The following is a 17,259-nucleotide window of genomic DNA, read 5'->3' as shown; positions in this document are numbered from 1 at the left end:
CGCGCCGGGCCCGGTGGCTCAGTTCTTGTTCGTGCCCGGGGTGAGCACCTTGTCGATCACGAAGACGGTCGCGTTCTTGGTCGGGATGTTCCCGCACAGGATCTTCGCGCCGTTGACCGTCAGGTTGTCGCCGGAACCCTCGATCTTCAGCGGCCCGCCCGCCGCGTTCAGCGAGGTCAAGGTGCCGGCTTGTTCGAGGCCCTTGGCGTCGTACCGCTTTCCGACCACGTGGTACTGCAGGATCGGCGCGAGCTGGTTCGGGTTGGCCGCCAGCTCCTTGAACTTCGCGTCGCCTAGAGCGTTGAACGCCGGGTCGGCCGGGGCGAAGACGGTGATGGCCTGCTGGCTGTTGAGCGTGTCGACCAGGTTGGTGGCCTTGACCGCCGCGACCAGCTTCGTGAGCAGCGGGTTCGTCGAGGCGGCGGACGCGACCGGCTGCGGGCCCATCGAGTCGAGCGAACCCGGCGCGCTGCCCTGCGGGAGCTGGGAACAGGCGGGACCGAAGACCTGGTCGTTGGTGGTGACGCCGGAGCTGCTGCTGGACATCGGCGCCGAGGACGGCATCGACGAGGGCATTGCCGACGAGGAGCTGCTCGAGGCGTTGTTGTCGGTGCTGCTGCCGCACGCGGTGAGGGCGAGAGCAGCGACGGCACCGATACCGGCGAGGCGAAGGGACTTCACGGCAATTCTCCGTTCACAGTGGACTGTTCTTCAGGGATTCGGCGCCGGGTCGGCACCGGATTGGTCAGGAAGCGATAAAAGTCGTGGAATGCCAGCCAGTCGCTCCGTCAGGCACCGTGCCAGCGCGGGCCTCGGTCTGCGTATAGCCGGATTTGTCGGTCGCGCGCACGAACACCTGGTGCGTGCCAGGTTTCACCGAGATCTGCGTCCACCACATCCGCCAGGTATTCGGATTCACCTCGGCGGACAACGTGGTCGGTTGCCAGGTGCCACCGTCCACTTTGATCTCCACCTTGGCGATCCCGGTGTGCTGTGCCCAAGCGACGCCCGCGATCCGCACCGCACCGGACGGAACCGTCGCGAAGCCCTTGGGCGTGTCGATCCGTGATTCGGTCTTGATCGGCGCCTGCTCGCCCCAGCCGCGACGGAGCCAATAGGCCTGCCGGGCCTTCCAGGTGGTGACCTCGATGTCCACCACCCACTTGACCGCCGAGACATACCCGTAAAGCCCGGGAGTGACCAGCCGCGCGGGAAACCCGTGTTCCAGCGGCAAGGGCTCGCGGTTCATCCCGATCGCCAGCATCGCGCCGCGCGAACGGTCCAGCGCGGCGGCGACCGGCGTGCCGGACGTCCAACCGTCCACACTGGAGCAGAACAACTGCTCCGCACCCGGCTGTACTCCGGCTTCCGCGAGCAGATCGGCGAGATCGATCCCGATGAAGTTCGAAGTGGACACATAGTCGCCACCGACCTCATTGGACACACAAGTCATCGTCACGGTGCGCTCGACCAGCGGCCGGTCGCGGAGATCGCGGTACCGGTACCGCATTTCCCGCTCGACCATCCCGTGGATCCGCAGGCTCCAATCCTCGGTTCGCACCTGCGGAACGGACAACGCGGTGTCGACGCGATAGAAGTCCCGGTTCGGCGTGAGGAACGGCGGCGTTCCGAGCTTGGCGAAATCCGCGTCGGCGGGGATCGGCGGAGCCGAAACCGCGGGCACGAGCTGGCCGACCGCTGCCCGGGAAGCGGTCGCGTCGCGGCTTCCGCTGATTAGCTGCCCGGCACCGCCGAGCACTCCAGCCCCGACGACGGCGCCGACACTGCCGAGCAGGAACGACCGTCGTGAAGAGTCCGTCGTCTGCTGCTGTAAAGCGATTCGGTGCAGCAGCAGGAAAACCGCCGCTCCCACGACCAAACTGGCCAGGGGAGCGAGCAACGCCACCGCGGTCAGATCCGGCCGCGCGGCCACCGCGATCCCGCCGATGAGTCCGAACGCGACAATGATCGCGAGGCCCGGCCACGGCGATCGCCGAGACAGCAACCCGGCCGCCGCGGATACAACCAGTAAGACCGCCGCCATGCCGCCGAGCAGGACGGCTTTGTCGTAGGTGCCGAAGGTCCGCACCGCGAAGTCCTTCACCGGCAGCGGCGTCAGATCGATGGCTCCGTTCCCGACCGCGAGGTACGGCGAAGCGTTGACGTTGCCGAACGACGCCGCCAGGTGTCCGGCGGCCAGCGCCGAGACCAGGGCGAGGACACCGCAGAGCGCTGCCGGGAGGATCCGCAGACGGGAGGTCATGCCAGGCATTCGCGGCCGGACCGGCTGCGGATGGGCGCCGGTTCGTCACCCGTCTGGGTAGCGGCGAAGGCCCGGGTCACCTTTTTCGCCGCATTTGTGTGATCTCGTGCACGCGCGGCCGTTTCGTCGGCTAAGTTCCCCGACGACTCCGAATGGAGCAGTGATTCGGGAGAACGGGGACACCGATGCGGCGAATCGCGAGTATCGCGGCCGGTCTGGGGATGCTGGCCGCCACGGCCGCGTGCGGCGGCGGGTCGCTGCCGACCGATCTGCCCACCGACAAGGCCGGACCGGCCGGGCAGCAGCCGCCCGCCTCGTCCGCCCAGCCCGAGGCGGTGACCGCCGACCCGCCGCTGGCGTTCGACACCAGCAAAGGCGTCCCGCTGCCCCGCACGGCGCTGCAGGCCAATATGGGCGGCTCCGTGACGTCGAAGTTCATGACGCTGCGCGACCGCACCGGCTACATCATCGCCCCCGAATCGCTGAGCGCGGTCGACGTCCTGACCGGCCGCGAGAAGTGGAACACCAAGATCGAAGGCCCGGCCGCCGACCCGAACGCGCACAACGGGCCGTTCGTCGAACAGAGCGGCCCGCGTCCGCCGCTCGTCACGGACAAACTCGCCGTCGGAGCCGTCCCGCTGCGGATGCCCGAGCAGGGCACGACGCCGGGCTACCTCGCGCTCGCCGTCATCGCGGTGAACCCGGAAACCGGGGCCAAGGCCTGGCAGGCGAACACCAAGATCGCCGACGACCAGTACGGGATCAGCGGCGACCGTTCGGTCACGCACGTCGTCGCGGTCACCGACAAGGCGGTGATCGCCAGCTTCACGCAGTCGGAGGGCAACCGCACCGTCGGACTGGACCCGGCGACCGGGAAACAGCTGTGGGAGCGCAAGGACTTCGACGCGGGGAGCCTGAACGGCGACGTCGTGGTCGGCGTCGACTCCAACGTGGCCGAGAACTCCTCGATGGTCCAGGCGACCGCGCTCGACGTCGCTACCGGCGCGCAGAAGTGGGTCGCCGCCGCCAAATCGAGCGCGGTCGAGATCATCCAGGCAGATCCGGCGATGGTGGTCCTGAAAGCGAATGAGTACAGCACCGGGCACGCGTTCCTGAAGTTCCTCGACGCGACGACGGGCGCGGAGAAGTTCTCCGTGGAAGGCACCCGCAACCTGGGCCCGGACCGCTACGGCGACTGCCTCTACGACGAGCAGTCGGTGCTCGCCTGCACCGACTCCGGCGTGCTCACCGCCTACGACGCCAAGGCCGGGACCAAGCTGTGGAGCCTCCCGGACCAGGCCGCGAACCGCGTCCCGCCGGGCGGCCTGACCGTCGCCTGGCACGGCGCGCTGTACGGCTACACCAACGGACGGCAGCCGATCGTCCTCGACGCCAAGACCGGCAAGGACCTGTCCACCGACGTCGGCTACGTGCCGGACTGGGTGAGCAAATACGCCGCGGCGGGCGTCGACAAGGACGGCGTGCCCACGGCGTACCCGGTCAAGAAGTAGCGCCGTCCGCCGCGAGAATCTGCTCGCGGAGGATGTCCGCGTGCCCGCAGTGCTGAGCCAGCTCGCGCAGAACGTGCAGGTAGACGAACTGCAGCGGCAGCGGGCCGCGCCGGTTGCCAGGCAGGATGCTGGTGAGTTCGAGCGACGCGGTGGCCTGGCGGGCGTTCTCGCACGCTTCGCGGTGCGCCTGCTGGACGGACGCGACGGTGTCGTCGTCGGCTAAGGCGAACGATTCGTCGGGCGTGTCCGGGATCCCGATCTCGGCGCGCGTACGGCCGGTGACGGCTTCGTCGAACCAGACCTTCTCCACGAAGGTCACGTGTTTGACCAGCCCGAGCAACGTCGTCCGCGACGGCACGAGCGACCTGCGGGCCTGCTCTTCGGTGAGCCCGTCGAGGCAGTGCTGGAGCGCCTCGCGGTGCTCGTCGATGAAGAATTCCAGCTGCTTCTTGGCGGGACTGTCGATCACTGATTCCATGGTCACCGGTCCAGCTTGCCGGATCGCTGAGGCCCGGCAAAGCCCCCGGCGAGCAGCCTCGCCCGCACCGTCCTCTGTGGACCGTGCGGTGAAGCTTCAGGCGATCGCGCTCAACCCGGACGGGATGTCTCCCTGTACGACCAGTTCGGCCAGTTCGCTCAGCTTCAGCCGCTGCCCGCGGGCGTACGAACGCAGCCGCTCGAACGCTTCTCCCAGATCGACGTCCAGATGCGCGGACAGAATCCCCTTGGCCTGCTCGATCACGACGCGGGAGTCCAGCGCCGACTGCAGTTGCCCGATGATCTCGTCCTTCGTCCGCAACGCCTGGCGCTGCGACAGTCCGGCCCCGGCGGCGTCGGCCAGGACTTGCGCCAGCCGCAGATCCTGCGCGGCCGGGACCGACGGCGTCCCGCCGAACAACGTCACCGCACCCACCGTGTACTCGCCCGCCCGCAGCGGCACGGCGGCGGCGCGAGCGACTCCGGCCCGCAGCGCCCGGGCGGTGAACCGGGGCCAGCGCTGCGGTCCCGATCCCGCGGGCCGCAGCGTGACCGGGGGCAGTACGGCACCGGTGCGGATGGTGTCCAGGGCCGGGCCTTCGCCGAGTTCGAACTGGCTGCGGGCCAAGGGGAGGAACGTTTCGTCGGAGGTGGTGAGGCAGTCCGCTTTCCCGGTCTCGTCGAGGACCGAGACCCCGGCGGCCCGCAGGCCGAGCAGGGCGGCCACGCTGATCGTGAGGTCGTGCAGCAGGTCCGGGACCGGCCGGTCGCCGGCGGCAAGGCCGAGCACGGCCTCGGCGACCAGCGTTTCGCGTTCGGTGGCAGGCATAGTTCCCCTCCAGGCAGGCGGGAACCGGGCGCGTGCGGCGAAGCGGGTCCACCGGCTGCGCGGCGGTACGGCGCCGGCGTATGCGGCTGTCTGCCGCCGATGTCCAGTGAAGCCCGTATTCACCGGACGAAGCCATGCCGATAACGCAGCACCTCGCGCCGGGCGTGCAGAAAACGCAGGAGTCCCGCTCAGGGGCCGCGCTGGACGAGAGTCTGGTGCGGGGAGCAGCCGTAGGCGGTGCGGTACGCGGCGGCGAACCGGCCGAGCTGGAAGAAACTCCATCGGGCGGCGACGGCGGTGACCGTGACGGTGCCCGACGGGTCGGCGGCCACCAGGTCGGCGTGGGCGTGGGAGAGCCGGACCCGGCGCAGATATCCCATCGGAGTGGTGTCCAGGTGCCGCCGGAAGGCGACCTGCACCGTGCGGACGCTGACATGGACGGCGGCGGCGATGTCGGCGACGGAGAGGTCCTGGTCGGCGTGCTCGTCGATGTAGGCGACGGCGCGGTGCAGGGTGTCCGAGTGCGCGTCGCGGCGGTCCCCGCCGGTGGGCTCCGTCGTCGCCGTGTTCGGGAAGGCGGCCAGCACGCTCGCGGCCAGCAGTTGCGAAGCGGCCGAGACGAGCAGCGGCTGCTGGCTCAGTTCGGGATCGGCGCAGACGCCGTCGCGCAGGTAGGCGATGGTGCGCCGCAAATGCTGTGCCGCCGCCGGGGAAACGGGCCGGTCGCCGACGAGCCGCACCGGATCGGGCCTGCGGCCGGGGAGCCCGGCGGCCACGCGGGTCAGCAACTGCGGGTCGAACATGACGAGGTTGTAGCCGGAACGGCGGATCACCCCGGCGTAGGGCCGGTCGTGCGGAGCGTAGACGAATACGTCGCCGGGCCCGAAGAACCCTTCCTCCCCGTCGGGAAAGCACTGCCGCACGATCGAGCCGGAATGCACGTTGCCGAGACAGATTTTGCCGAGGGTCCCGGCGTCGTGGCTCATGTCGTAACTGAACTCGAGATCGTCCACGCTGACCGATCCCACGACATTGCGGGAGACGTGCGCCCGGGTCTGTTCGACGTCGCCGCCGATCTGCATCCTGGTGTAGGCCCTGCTGAGGAACTCTTCGGTGACCTCGAGGTCTTCGCTGTCGAAATCGAGCTCTTTCATCACGATTCCCGCCGTTCCCGGGCGTTCGCGCACTCGCGGCGCTGCCTGCCGGGCAGGCAATTCCGGGCCGGGGAAAGCGCCGTCCCGCGGCAGCGCGCCGAATGCGAAAACACCTCACCATCGCCGGTCTGCCGGAACCTGCCTTTCCGTCGTGCCAGCGCTTCCGCAACGGTACCGCTCGCCGGGGAAAGCCGGGAGACCGCGTTTTCCCCGACGGTGCGCTAAATGGGGCGAGAAAACGATTTCTTTGCCGAATGCGCGTAATATTTCCCGCCATGTCCGTCGCCGATAGTCCTCAGTGGACAGTGGAGCACGGGCGCCGTGGACCCCTCCCGGCCCGCGCCGGGATACTGGGGTGCAGAGACCGGCGGAAAGCGGAAGGGGCTCGACGGTGACGCGGCGCGGATCCACGGAGCGAACGAAAGCGTGCTGGAAAGCCGCTGTGGCCACCGAATCCGGACGGATCGGGTGAACCGCCGCCGAATGCCGCGGCTGCGGCGACCGGCCACGACCGCGGACGAACAGGTCGGTTTCAACGGCGCGTTCGCGGCCGCGCTGACGCGCGCGGTCGGCTCGATGCCCGCGCTGTATGTCGTGCTCGCTCTCGTCGCCGGATGGATGGCGCTGGCGACCTGGGGTCCGCTGCGCGCGGCCGACCCGTATCCGTTCGCGTTCCTGCTCTTCCTCGACAACGTGGTGCAGCTGGTGCTGTGCCTGGTGATCCTGGTCGGCCAGCGGGTGCTGGGCGGCGCGGCCGACCGGCGTTCGATCCAGACCTACGAGAACGCCGAGGCCGTCTTCGAGCAGATCGCGGACCTGCAGCGGCATCTCGACCAGCACGACCGGGCGCTCAGCCGCGGCGTGAGCCTGCTGGAGTCGAGCCCGCATCCGTGGATCCAGCAGCACCGGGTGCAGCGGCCGCCGCAGGCGCTCGACCAGGCGGTGAGCGTCAACGGCCGGATCGCGGCGTGGCTGACCCAGCGGCTCGGCAGCATGTGGGCGTTCTACCTGGCCGCCGGCACGCAGGTGGTGTGGATGGGGCTGGCCGGGCTGGGCGTGCAGACGCTGGACCCGTACCCGTTCGCGTTCATGACCTTCCTGTCCACGCTGGTGCAGCTGGTCTTCATGATCGTGATCATGGTCGGGCAGGGCGTGCTCGGCCAGGCCGGCGACCGGCGGTCCGAGCAGACCTTCCTCAACGGCGAGGCGGTCCTGCACGAATGCCGCCGCATGAAGGCGCGGCTGGAGGCGCAGGACCGGCTGATCGAGGACCTCAGCCGCTACACCCGCGGCGAGCTGATCGAGGATCTCGCGCGGGCGCTCCACGACGTCGACGGCCATGCTCAGCGGACCGTGCACGCCTGGGTCCCGCCCCGCTGGGACCAGGCCCCGGAGGAACACAAGGCGGTCACCCGTGCCCAGGCCCGGCAGCTGGGCGAGCATCTGGCGCTGGTCGGCTGCGTGATGGTGCCCGCGTTCGACCCCGACCTCACCGTCGCGTTCGGCGACGACGAGGTCCTGCTGCTGGCCCAGCGCGAACACGACCGGTGGCGGACCGAACAGTCCTCCGGCGAACTGCCCGACCCGGATTTGGTCGACTGGGACGACCTGCCGGAGCCTGCCCGGACGCGGAAACTGCACGTCGCGCGCAGCATCCCGGGTCTGGTGGCCAGCGTCGGCATGCAGGTGGTCCGCGACGGACGGGCCCGCGGCGGCGCGGGCGAGGAGGATTTCACCGCCGAGGAATGGGCGACCCTGCAGCGGGCGATGATGGCGTCGGGAATCCTGGTCGGGCTGTCGGTCGGCGGCGTCGATTCGGACGAGATGTTCGCGCTGGTGAAAACCTTGCGCGAAGCCAGCGTCGCGCACCCTCGGCGGTTCATCCGCGAGGTGGCGGCCTCGTCGGCCTTCGACACGGGCCTGCGGCCGGGCGTCAAATACTCCGAATACCTGCCGTACGCGGAAAAGACGATCCGCTCAGCCGCCACGATCGTCGCCGGCACCGCGCCCGCGGAACTGCCGGACTTCCGCGAGTTCCTGGTCGAGATCGCCACGGTGGTCGCCGAAGTGAACCAGGAAGGCGGATTCCTCGGAGTGGGCGCGCAACGCCGGACGCCCAAGGAGGTCGCGGCCATGGACGCCGTCCGCCTGGCCGCCCGGCACGACTGACGTCACCTGATCGCCGAGGCCGCTCCGACGACGGCTCCGTAGAGCACGAAAACGTTGACCAGTGCGATGAACGACGGCTGGAGCCAGCGGATCAGCTTCGGCGGCTGGTCGGCCAACGGAGTGCCGCTGGCGTCGAGCGCTTGCTCGCCCGGTCGCGAGGCCACCAGCGAGACCAGGCCGAAGAGGGCGCAGAGCGCGAAGGGGAACCACTGGCCGTGCAAGGGATTCCAGAATCTTTGCGCGCCGCCCCAGGCGGCGGAGACGGCGCCGGTCATCGCGGCGAAGTTGGTCAGCGACTGGACGGTGACGAAGTCGCTGACGTTCTTGGTGTCCGCCGGCGCCGAGTCGCCGAGGTTGCCGCTCGTCGGTTCGGCCGTCGGGGTGGTGGTGGCGAAGGCTTTGGCCAGGGACATGAGACACCTCGTTGTGACTCGGATTCCCCGAAGTCGCGGCGAGGCGGGGTGGCGTTACGTCACTTCGATCGGGCTCACGGTGATCGGCTCGAGGACGGCGATCAGTTCGGCAAGCTCGGCGGCGGGCAAGGCGTCCTGCGGCGCGGTCCGGTCACTTCGATCCGGCGGCGACCAGGGTGGCGGTGGTCGGTTCGTGTGAGGCGATCAGGTCATCGGATTCGGCGGCGGGCAAGGCGTCCTGCGGCGCGGTCCGGTCACTTCGATCCGGCGGCCACCAGCCTCGCGGTGATCGGCTCCAGCACGGCGATCAGCTCGTCGAGTTCGGCAGCAGGCAGGGCTTCGTAGGGCGCGGCGGCGAGTTCGTCGGTCAGGTCTTCGATGCCCTGCTTCACCTCGCGCCCAGCGTCGGTGAAATGCCCGTCGGCGTCCACGAGCCCCCGCTCCCGCAACCCTTCCATGACCGCCGCCAGCCGCTTCTTCGGCAGGTGATGCACCCGCCCGAACGACTCCGGCGGATGGATGCCCATCTCCAGCGCCGACAGGATGTGCGCCTCGGTCCCGCCGATCCGCGCGCCGACCAGAGCGGCGATGTGCCCGTCCCCGCGGTGCTCGCGCAGCATGGTCGCGGAATGCCACAGCCGGGCCACCGGATCGCTCGGCACCGGAAGCGTGCGCATCCCGGCGAACATCACGCGGCCCACGGTGGGGGCACTCGTCGCGGCCTTGGTGGTCAAGTCGGCGGCGCGCACCAAGCCCGGCGAGTCGGCCAGTTCGTCGCCGAGGACGCGGCGCACCGAGGCCGCGCTGCCCCGTTCGCGTGCGGCGACGGACGCCTCGGCCGGGATCGTCTCCCACGCGCTCGGGATGTGCCGCGCGGCCTCGCCCTCGGCGAAGTTGTAGAACGCCGCGTGCACGACCTCCGCCGACGGCCGTCCCAACGGCGCGGCGCGGCTGGCGAAATAGCCGTCCCAGTAGGTGCGGTGGCCGAGCGCGGCCAGTTCCTCGTTGCATTCGTCGGCGAAGAACGTGACGAGGCAGATCGGCTCCAGGAGCTCGAACATGCGCCGGGCGATGCGGGTCATGGCTGCATCATGCCAGCGCGGTGAGGAAAACATCGGCGATTTGCCCGTCGAGATCGACCGTCGCGGCGACGCCGTCCACGCGGTCCGCCTCGGGTGCGCGCAGGACGACCTCGGCTCGGTACCGCCCGCGCCGGGTCATCACGTTGAGAGCCTGGGTCGGCTGATCGAGGGAGACCGTCACGGTGTCTTCTCCGGCGAACCGGATCTGGTCGCCGCGGCCGAGGTCGGTCGTGGTCCCGTTGATCGTCAGCCGGAGCGGGCCGAGGGCGGTGAAAAGCCGGTCGATGTCAGGGAAAGCCGAGAACGGGGCGTCTTCGAGAAGATCCGCGACGCTGATCCGCCACAGTGTTTCGCCGGAGGGATCGGCGGCGAGTTCCCGCGTGGTGCCTGCTCCGTTGCGCCAGGGGACCGGGGTGACTTCGAACGGGTTGAGCATCAGAGCATCTCACCCGGTCTCGAGGACAGACGCAAACGACCTGCTAAGCGGGTTACTGCGGCAAAAGCGTCCGGACCGCGTCGGGGAATCCGGCCACTCCGTCCGGTCCGGACAGCGCCAGAGTGAAGAGGAATCCGGGCAGGAGCGCCAAAATCGCCTGCGCGAGGGCATCCGCCGATGCCCCGGTCCAGGCCCCGGCCTCCTGCCGGTCGCGCACGAGGCCGGCCACTTCGGCACTCATCTCGGCTGACGCGGCGGTCAGCCGTCCGGCGAGTTCCGGGTTGCGCTGGGCTTCCGACCAGACCAGCACCGCCATGCCCGCCAGCTGCCGGTCGCGATGAAGATCGGTCACGGCCTCCAGCAGCTCCGCCATCACCTCGCCGACGCCGTGCTCACCGGTGCCGCGAGCGAGAGCAGCGCGCAGGACCGCGGTCACGTCGTCGAGATTCTGCGCGGCGACGGCGACGATCATGTCCTCCTTCTTCGGGAAGTACCGGTAGACCGCGCCCGCGGACTTGCCTGCCTCGGCGAAGACGTCCTGCATCGAGGTGCGGTGGAAGCCGTCGCGGAGGAAGCAGCGGCGCGCGGCCGCCAGGATTTCTCCCCGCTGGTCGTCCTTGTACTGCTGGCTCACCCTCGGCAACGTCCGCTCCTTCGCCTTGACACTCCTCGCCTCCGCAGCCTAGCGTGAAAGAAAAGCGGATGTCCGTCCTCTTTTAACTCGCCGGAGGGTCCCTCATGCCGATGACTCCCGTTCCCGACGTCACGCTGACCCCGGTCGCGTCCTTCCCGGAGAAGTACTTCCCGGAAAACCTCGCCGTCCGCGCCGACGGTTCGGTGCTGGTCACTGTCCTCCTGCAGCAGGAGCTGTGGATCGTGCCGGAGCCGCGGCGGCCCGTTCTCGTGCACCGCTTCGACCATCCGGTCACGGGGATCGCCGAAGTGCTGCCGGACGTTTTCCTGATCAGCCTGACCGAGGGCTACACCACCCACGAATCGCACCTGGTCCGGCTCGACCTCACCGGCTGGTCGCCCGGCGAACCGGTCTCCCCGGAGGTCATCTTCACCTTCGACGACCGCGTGCGCGCCCTCAACGGCAGCTGCCTGCTCGGCGACGGAGTGCTGGCTGTCGCGGACTGCTTCGCCGGGCTGATCTGGCGCGTCGACCTCGATGCCGACGCCCGCGGCGCGCAGGCCCGGATCTGGCTGGCCCACGACACGATGGCCGACGACCCGGACGCCGAGGTCGCCCCGCCGCGCCAGCCGGGCGTCAACGGAGTCCGGTACAGCGCGCTGACCGGATACCTCTACTACACCTCGACCGCGCAGAAAGTCTTCATGCGAGTGCCGGTCGACCCCGTCACGCTCGACCCGGCCGGTGGCGCGGAATTCGTAGCTGCGATCGACAACGCTGACGACTTCGCCCTCGATGAAGAGGCCGGATTCGCATACGTCACCAGGCATCGCGCCAACACACTGGACCGGGTGCCGCTGATCCCGCGGCACGGCAGCGAGGTCCGGCACGTCGCGGGAGAGCCGTTCGACGACCTCTTGGTCGGGCCGTCGAGCGCTGTCTGGGTCCCGGGCGAGGAGGGGCGCGCCCTCTACGTGACCACGGACGGCGGGACGACCGCTCCGCCGGACGGGGTCTTCCGGAACGCGATGTTGGTGCGAGCTGAACTAAGCACGGGAGCGTGACGAGACGTCACCGCGCTGGATCTCGAACGCGCTCGCGTCGATCCGCCAATCCTCTGCCGGCGACCGGAATTCCCGGCAACGGCGTCTCGGCCGTCGGCAGCGACTCAAGTGTCCACTTTGGATGGAGGGCGACGATGTTCGAGATCAGCTTCAGTCAGCGTTTGCGCGCGACCCCGGCCAGCATCGCGGCCTCGCTGGGGTCCGCGAACTCGATGACCGGAGTGTTGAGACCGCTTTCCTCCGGATGCCACGCGGCAGTCCACGTGACGCCCGGGTCGAGCAGTTCGAAGTCTCCGAACAGGGCGTGGATTTCCGCGTTCGAGCGCAGCACGTGCTTGCTGACATTGGTGTCGTACAGCTGGATGACGGCGTGCAATTGGCGGGCGATGTCGTCGGGCAGTCCCTCGTGGGTGAGTTGCGAGAGCACCAGATACGAACCCGGGGAAAGCATTTCCCGGTACCGCGCGATGGCCTCGGGACCGAGGTCGCGGCCGTCCCGGCCGGGCTGCTGGATGTGCAGGACGGCGGTGACCAGCAGGGCCAGCGGCTGGTCGAGGTCGACGACGCCGGTGCCCGCGACGGATTCCCACAGTTCGTCCGGTTCGCGAAGATCGCCCTGGATCACCGCGTGCCGTGCGGGGTCGCCGTGGCGCTCCAGCAGAATCCGGGAATGCGCGACCGCGACGGGCTCGCGGTCGATGTAGACGACGCGGGAGTCCGGCGCGACCTCGTCGGCGATCTGGTGCACGTTGCCCATCGTGGGGACGCCGGAGCCGATGTCGACGAACTGGCGCACGCCGAGTCGGACGAGGTGCCGCACCGCGCGGTGCAGGAAGGCGCGGTTGGCTCTGGCGCAGTACATGCCGGCCGGAAAGGCCGAAAGGACCATTTTGCCGAACTCGCGGTCGATGGCCCAGTTGGCCGTGCCGCCGAGATACCAGTCGTAAACCCGCGCCACGCTGGGCCGGTCGAGGTCCACGCCCGGGATGGGCTCCTCAGGTCCTTGCGCCACGCTGCCTCCCCCGCAGTCGTGACCAATCGTATCCAATCCGGGCGATCGCGCCGGACGGGCGTGCTTGCCCGAGCGCGGGTTGTCCGGGTTGGCGGCGACGACCAGCGCAGCAGGACCGAGGCCGCGGGAGCTGAACCAGGTCCGCTCCCGCCCGGCAGCACCGGCCCACTTGCCCGGTCTGGCTTGCCTTGGTCCCCGGCTGCCGAAATCGTGTGCCTGAATTCCCCGCGCGCGAAGACGTCGGCAAAGAATGCTCCGTTCGGCCCATCCGCCCCGCCCCGTCCAGCAGTCTGCTGTGGTCTGGACAACAAGGTTTCCGCCAGCCCGAAACGGGAAGCGCCGCATTCCGGGGCCGCGGAACGATCTGTCGGCGGGCGTTGAGTAGGCTGCGGGCAGAAACTTTTATGGGGGAGTCATGACTGACGAAATCGAACCCGCGCGCCGGGATGCCGTCCGTTTTCCGGGAATCAGCCCGCGGGCATACGAACATCCGGTGGATCGCGGCGCGCTCGCCACGCTGCGCGCGGTGCCCGGATTCGCTCAGGTGATCCGCGCCGTCTCCGGTTTCTACAACGAGCGCGGCGAACGGCTGATGGCGCTGGCGTCGTCGATTCGCGTCGGGCCGCGGCAGTATCCGGAACTCGACCGGCTGCGCCACGAATGCGCCGAGACGCTGGATCTCCCCGCCGTGCCGAATCTGTTCGTCTACCAGGATCCGCGGCTGCAGGCGTCCGCGCTGGGCATGGACGAGCCGTTCATCCGGATCAGCACCGCGCTCGTCGACCAGATGAGCCACGAATCGCTGAGGTTCGCCATCGGCCACGAGATGGGGCACGTGCTGTCCGGGCACGCGGTCTACCGCACGATCATGGTGCGGCTGATCAGCCTCCAGCTGTCGATGTCCTGGACGCCGGTGAGCGCCCTCGGCATCCGGGCGATCATCGCGGCGCTGAGCGAGTGGTACCGCAAGGCCGAACTGTCGTGCGACCGCGCGGGCCTGCTCTGCGGCCAAGACCCGGCCGCGGCGCTGCGCGCGCAGATCCAGCTCGCCGGCGGGGTCGACCCGTCCCGCATCGACATTCCGTCTTTCCTCCAGCAGGGAGCGGAATACGAGTCGGTCGAAGACATCCGGGACAGCTTGCTGAAGCTGAAGAACGTCGAAACCGAGACCCACCCGTTCGCCGTGGTCCGGGCGACGCAGCTGCAGAAATGGGCCGCGTCGGAGCAGTACCGCGCGATCCTGTCGGGCGACTACCCGCGCCGGGACGACGACGCGCCGACGACGGACTGGAAGGACGACCTGAAGTCCGCGGCCAAATCGTACAAGGATTCCTGGAACGCCTCGGCGGATCCGCTGACGAAGGTTTTCACCGAGGTCGGGGAGACGGTCGCCGGTGCGGCCAGCAAGGTCTGGACCAAGTTCGGCGGAGATTCGGGAAACGGCAACAGCTGAGGCGACTGCGGTGTGCCGGATCCTTGCCGCTGGCGGGATCCGGCAGGCGAGTCGCGCGCATCGCGAATCCGGCTCGTTCAGCCAAGAACGGCGGGCCCGCAGGCGATCTGCGGGCCCGCCGTTCTTGTTGCTGCCGATGACTACTCGGAATACGGGTCCGGCGCGCTTTGCCGCGCGCCGGTCTCGCCGATTCTGATCAGCTGTATGCGACCTGGGTGCTCGAGTCGGCGCTGATCCAGGTGATGGTCCCGTGCTGGAAGGTGTTGCGGCGTCCGCCGGTGACGGCGAATTCGTCGCTGGTCGGGTAGCCGAGGCGGCCCTTTTCCCAGCCGAGGTCGGCCCACTTTTGCCGGATGGCTCCGTGGATCGATTGCGCGCCGGTCGCCGGGGTCCAGTAGATGGAGGAGCCTTGGGCGCCGTTGAAGTGGTTGTAGCGGCCGATTCCGTCGGGTGTGGTGCCCTGGTCGGTGGTCGGGTAGCCGAGCCCGCGTTCCCAGCCGAGTGCGGCCCATTTGTCCCGGATGGGGCCGCGGATCGATTGTGCGCCGGTGGCGGAGGTCCAGTAGACCGAGGCTGAGTTGGTGAAGTGGTTGTAGCGGCCGACTCCGTCCGGCGTGCCGGTCTCGTCGGTGGTGGGGTAGCCCAGTCCGCGTTCCCAGCCCAGTGCCGCCCACTTGTCCCGGATGGCTCCGTGGATCGACCGCGCGCCAGTGGTCGAGGTCCAGTAGATCGAGCCTGAGTTGGTGAAGTGGTTGTAGCTGCCGCTGCTGTCCGGGGTCAGGGTTTCGTCGGTGGTGGGCAGGCCGAGGAACCCGTTGGGGCCGCCGAGTTCCTGGTAGTGCTGGGCGATCGCACCGTGGACCGCGTAGGCGCCGGTCGGCGGGTTGTAGCCGATGACGCCGTACTGGTAGTTCTGCGCCCAGCCGCCTGCGGCCGGGTAGCGGTTGCCGACCGGGGTGCCGAGGTAGGACGTCGGGCCGCCGAGTGCGTTGTAGTGCTCGGTGATCTTGTCCGGTTCGGTGCCGGCGGCGAGGGTCTGGAGGTCGGTGAGGCTGCCGTTGAAGACGTCCTGGTCGCCGGGGAAGGTGCCCGACGTCGCGGTCTGGGCGAAGGTGTAGTCGGTCCAGCTGGCGGGCATCGTGATGGCGGCGGCGATCCACAGTGGATCGTTGGCGAAGCCGGGATTGTTGCCGGTGCAGTGGTTCCACCAGCCGTTGGTGGTGTAGATGACCGGCCACCGGTTGGTGCGGTCGTGGACGGTGGTGGTGAAGTCGGTGATCCAGGCGGAGATCTGGGCCGGGGTCATGTTGTAGCACCAGCCGGTCCAGTCGGCGGTGCTGTAGGGGTTGTACTCGATGTCGAGCACGGGCGGGAGGGTTTTGCCGTCGGAGACCCAGCCGCCGCCGTGGCTGAGGAAGAATTGCGCCTGCGCCGCGCCGGTCGAGGTGTCGGGCAGTCCGAAGTGGTAGGCGCCGCGCAGGATCCCGGCGTTCGCGGAACCAGCGTAGTTGGTCGCGAACTGCGGGTCCACATAGGTCGTGCTCTCGGTGGCCTTCATGTACGCGAACTTCGCGCCGTTGCCCGCGGCCGCGGCCCAGTCCACTGTGCCCTGGTAGTGGGAGACGTCCATGCCCGGCGTCGTCACGCCCGCCGCCATGGCTGTCCGCGGGGCGGTTTTCGGCTTTGCGGCGGGGTCTTTGCCGATGGTCGAGCCCAGGTAGTCCGAGCCCGGATGCGCGGGTGCGCTCGCGGTGCTCGGGCTCGGTGAGCTAGTCGACGCCGCAGCCGGTGTCCCGGCCAACCCGCACGTGAGCAAGACGGAGACCGCACCCGCGCTCACCGCACTACGAAACCATCTCACTGAAACCTCCACCCGGTATCTGTCCACACCGCTATCGCCGGGGGCCCGGAAGCGTTACCGGTGCGGCGAAGAAAATCCGGAGACCGGGAAAGCCGGGCTGCTGCGGCCGGTGAAAGCCACGAAGAGGTGAACGAGAAATGGCTCAGAGCGGTTGTCGGGCCGGGGAAGAACCGGACTGCGTGGTCGGAGATTAATCCAGTCATCCGTTCGGTCCGTGTCTCGTGGGGAAGCGCCGTGGAGTGAAACGGTGCGGTTAGGCAATTTCCCCTCTGCTTTGCCGAAGCCGGGCGGCACCGTACTGTCCCCGGAGCGGTGGGGCACACTGCCGCGAGTGCGTCCGGCGACGGGCGCGGAAACGAGGGGGTCTTGTGCGGCGTTGGGGTGTGGCTGCGGCTGCGGGAATTGTCGTCGCCGGTGCGGTGGCCGCGGTGGTGTGGTGGCCCCGGGGCGACGATTCGGGCCTGCCGCCCGCTCGGGCGCGGGTGTACGCGGACTTCTCGGCCTGCCTGCTGACCGGAGGGCAAGGTCTCGCGAGCCCGGGCGCCGGGCCGGTCTGGGCCGGCTTGCAGGACGCGTCGGGCGACACCCGGATCAAGGTCTCCTATCTCGCCGCGGCCGGGCCGGCCACTGAAGCGAATTACTTGCCATACCTGAATTCCCTGGCACAGCGGCGATGCGACGTCGTCCTGACGGTGGGGGAGCCGGGCACGTCGGCGGCGCTCGCGCAGGCTGCCGCGCACCCCGCGATCCGCTTCGTCGCGGTCGGCGGCACCGGTCGCGAAGGTCCCAACGTTTCCGCTGTGCGGGCTACTGATCACGTGCGCGGGGACGTCGCCGAAACCGTGCGGGCAGCGGCGCACGCCGCCGGGCACTGAGGAATTAGTGCCCTTTCATCCGATTT

At 69.1% G+C, this 17,259-nt stretch carries 16 protein-coding genes; 5 read left to right on the top strand and 11 right to left on the bottom strand.

Annotation, left to right across the window (positions count from 1 at the left end; translation table 11 throughout):
- Positions 1-18: 18 nt before the first annotated feature.
- Together ACWDNU_RS25565 and ACWDNU_RS25560 are read right to left on the bottom strand one after the other, a co-directional pair.
- On the bottom strand, positions 19-681 hold the full coding sequence (locus tag ACWDNU_RS25565) for a fasciclin domain-containing protein (RefSeq protein ID WP_449670743.1): 663 nt from the start codon (positions 679-681) through the stop codon (positions 19-21).
- Between the two features lie 64 nt (positions 682-745).
- Entirely contained in the window at positions 746-2,263 is a 1,518-nt protein-coding gene (locus ACWDNU_RS25560) for a molybdopterin-dependent oxidoreductase (protein ID WP_449670742.1), read from the bottom strand.
- A gap of 185 nt (positions 2,264-2,448) precedes the next feature.
- Here ACWDNU_RS25560 and ACWDNU_RS25555 point away from each other — a divergent pair, with 185 nt between their 5' ends.
- Positions 2,449-3,774, top strand: coding sequence for an outer membrane protein assembly factor BamB family protein (locus tag ACWDNU_RS25555; protein WP_449670741.1), 1,326 nt, complete (start codon positions 2,449-2,451; stop codon positions 3,772-3,774).
- Here ACWDNU_RS25555 and ACWDNU_RS25550 read toward each other — a convergent pair.
- The 3 genes from ACWDNU_RS25550 to ACWDNU_RS25540 all read right to left on the bottom strand — a co-directional run bounded on the left by ACWDNU_RS25550 (position 3,764) and on the right by ACWDNU_RS25540 (position 6,234).
- Complete coding sequence (locus ACWDNU_RS25550; protein ID WP_449670756.1) at positions 3,764-4,252, bottom strand: DinB family protein; 489 nt, start codon at positions 4,250-4,252, stop codon at positions 3,764-3,766. The two genes, ACWDNU_RS25555 and ACWDNU_RS25550, sit on opposite strands and share 11 nt — an antisense overlap.
- A 96-nt stretch (positions 4,253-4,348) precedes the next feature.
- Positions 4,349-5,080 (bottom strand): GAF and ANTAR domain-containing protein, encoded by a 732-nt coding sequence (locus ACWDNU_RS25545; protein WP_449670740.1) that lies wholly within the window; start codon positions 5,078-5,080, stop codon positions 4,349-4,351.
- Between the two features lie 188 nt (positions 5,081-5,268).
- Positions 5,269-6,234, bottom strand: coding sequence for an AraC family transcriptional regulator (locus ACWDNU_RS25540; RefSeq protein WP_449670739.1), 966 nt, complete (start codon positions 6,232-6,234; stop codon positions 5,269-5,271).
- Positions 6,235-6,702: 468 nt separating this feature from the next.
- Here ACWDNU_RS25540 and ACWDNU_RS25535 point away from each other — a divergent pair, with 468 nt between their 5' ends.
- Positions 6,703-8,403, top strand: a complete 1,701-nt coding sequence (locus tag ACWDNU_RS25535) for a DUF1003 domain-containing protein (protein ID WP_449670738.1) — start codon at positions 6,703-6,705, stop codon at positions 8,401-8,403.
- A 2-nt stretch (positions 8,404-8,405) separates the two neighbouring features.
- Here ACWDNU_RS25535 and ACWDNU_RS25530 read toward each other — a convergent pair whose 3' ends face one another.
- The 4 genes from ACWDNU_RS25530 to ACWDNU_RS25515 all read right to left on the bottom strand — a co-directional run bounded on the left by ACWDNU_RS25530 (position 8,406) and on the right by ACWDNU_RS25515 (position 10,968).
- Positions 8,406-8,816, bottom strand: a complete 411-nt coding sequence (locus ACWDNU_RS25530; protein WP_449670737.1) for a hypothetical protein — start codon at positions 8,814-8,816, stop codon at positions 8,406-8,408.
- Between the two features lie 254 nt (positions 8,817-9,070).
- Entirely contained in the window at positions 9,071-9,898 is an 828-nt protein-coding gene (locus ACWDNU_RS25525) for an SCO6745 family protein (RefSeq protein ID WP_449670736.1), read from the bottom strand.
- Between the two features lie 7 nt (positions 9,899-9,905).
- Positions 9,906-10,334 carry a HutD/Ves family protein gene (locus tag ACWDNU_RS25520; protein WP_449670735.1) on the bottom strand — a complete coding sequence of 143 codons (429 nt, stop codon included), beginning with the start codon at positions 10,332-10,334 and terminating at the stop codon, positions 9,906-9,908.
- A gap of 52 nt (positions 10,335-10,386) precedes the next feature.
- Positions 10,387-10,968, bottom strand: coding sequence for a TetR/AcrR family transcriptional regulator (locus ACWDNU_RS25515; protein WP_449670755.1), 582 nt, complete (start codon positions 10,966-10,968; stop codon positions 10,387-10,389).
- 104 nt (positions 10,969-11,072) lie between these two features.
- Here ACWDNU_RS25515 and ACWDNU_RS25510 point away from each other — a divergent pair, with 104 nt between their 5' ends.
- Positions 11,073-12,032 (top strand): hypothetical protein, encoded by a 960-nt coding sequence (locus tag ACWDNU_RS25510; RefSeq protein WP_449670734.1) that lies wholly within the window; start codon positions 11,073-11,075, stop codon positions 12,030-12,032.
- A 154-nt stretch (positions 12,033-12,186) separates the two neighbouring features.
- Here the strand turns inward: ACWDNU_RS25510 and ACWDNU_RS25505 are convergent, their stop codons facing one another.
- Positions 12,187-13,044, bottom strand: a complete 858-nt coding sequence (locus tag ACWDNU_RS25505) for an SAM-dependent methyltransferase (protein WP_449670733.1) — start codon at positions 13,042-13,044, stop codon at positions 12,187-12,189.
- Positions 13,045-13,459: 415 nt separating this feature from the next.
- Between ACWDNU_RS25505 and ACWDNU_RS25500 the strand changes: the two genes are divergently transcribed.
- Positions 13,460-14,497 (top strand): M48 family metallopeptidase, encoded by a 1,038-nt coding sequence (locus ACWDNU_RS25500; RefSeq protein WP_449670732.1) that lies wholly within the window; start codon positions 13,460-13,462, stop codon positions 14,495-14,497.
- A gap of 196 nt (positions 14,498-14,693) precedes the next feature.
- On the opposite strand, the gene ACWDNU_RS25495 is transcribed toward ACWDNU_RS25500, so the two are convergent.
- Complete coding sequence (locus ACWDNU_RS25495) at positions 14,694-16,154, bottom strand: GH25 family lysozyme (protein ID WP_449670754.1); 1,461 nt, start codon at positions 16,152-16,154, stop codon at positions 14,694-14,696.
- Between the two features lie 587 nt (positions 16,155-16,741).
- Here ACWDNU_RS25495 and ACWDNU_RS25490 point away from each other — a divergent pair.
- Positions 16,742-17,233, top strand: coding sequence for a type 1 periplasmic-binding domain-containing protein (locus tag ACWDNU_RS25490; RefSeq protein WP_370935526.1), 492 nt, complete (start codon positions 16,742-16,744; stop codon positions 17,231-17,233).
- Positions 17,234-17,259: the final 26 nt, after the last annotated feature.

It is taken from the genome of Amycolatopsis sp. NPDC003676 (assembly GCF_053587275.1).
The sequence above is the reverse complement of the archived record's forward strand: the minus strand, read 5'-3'. Positions and strand labels throughout refer to the sequence as shown.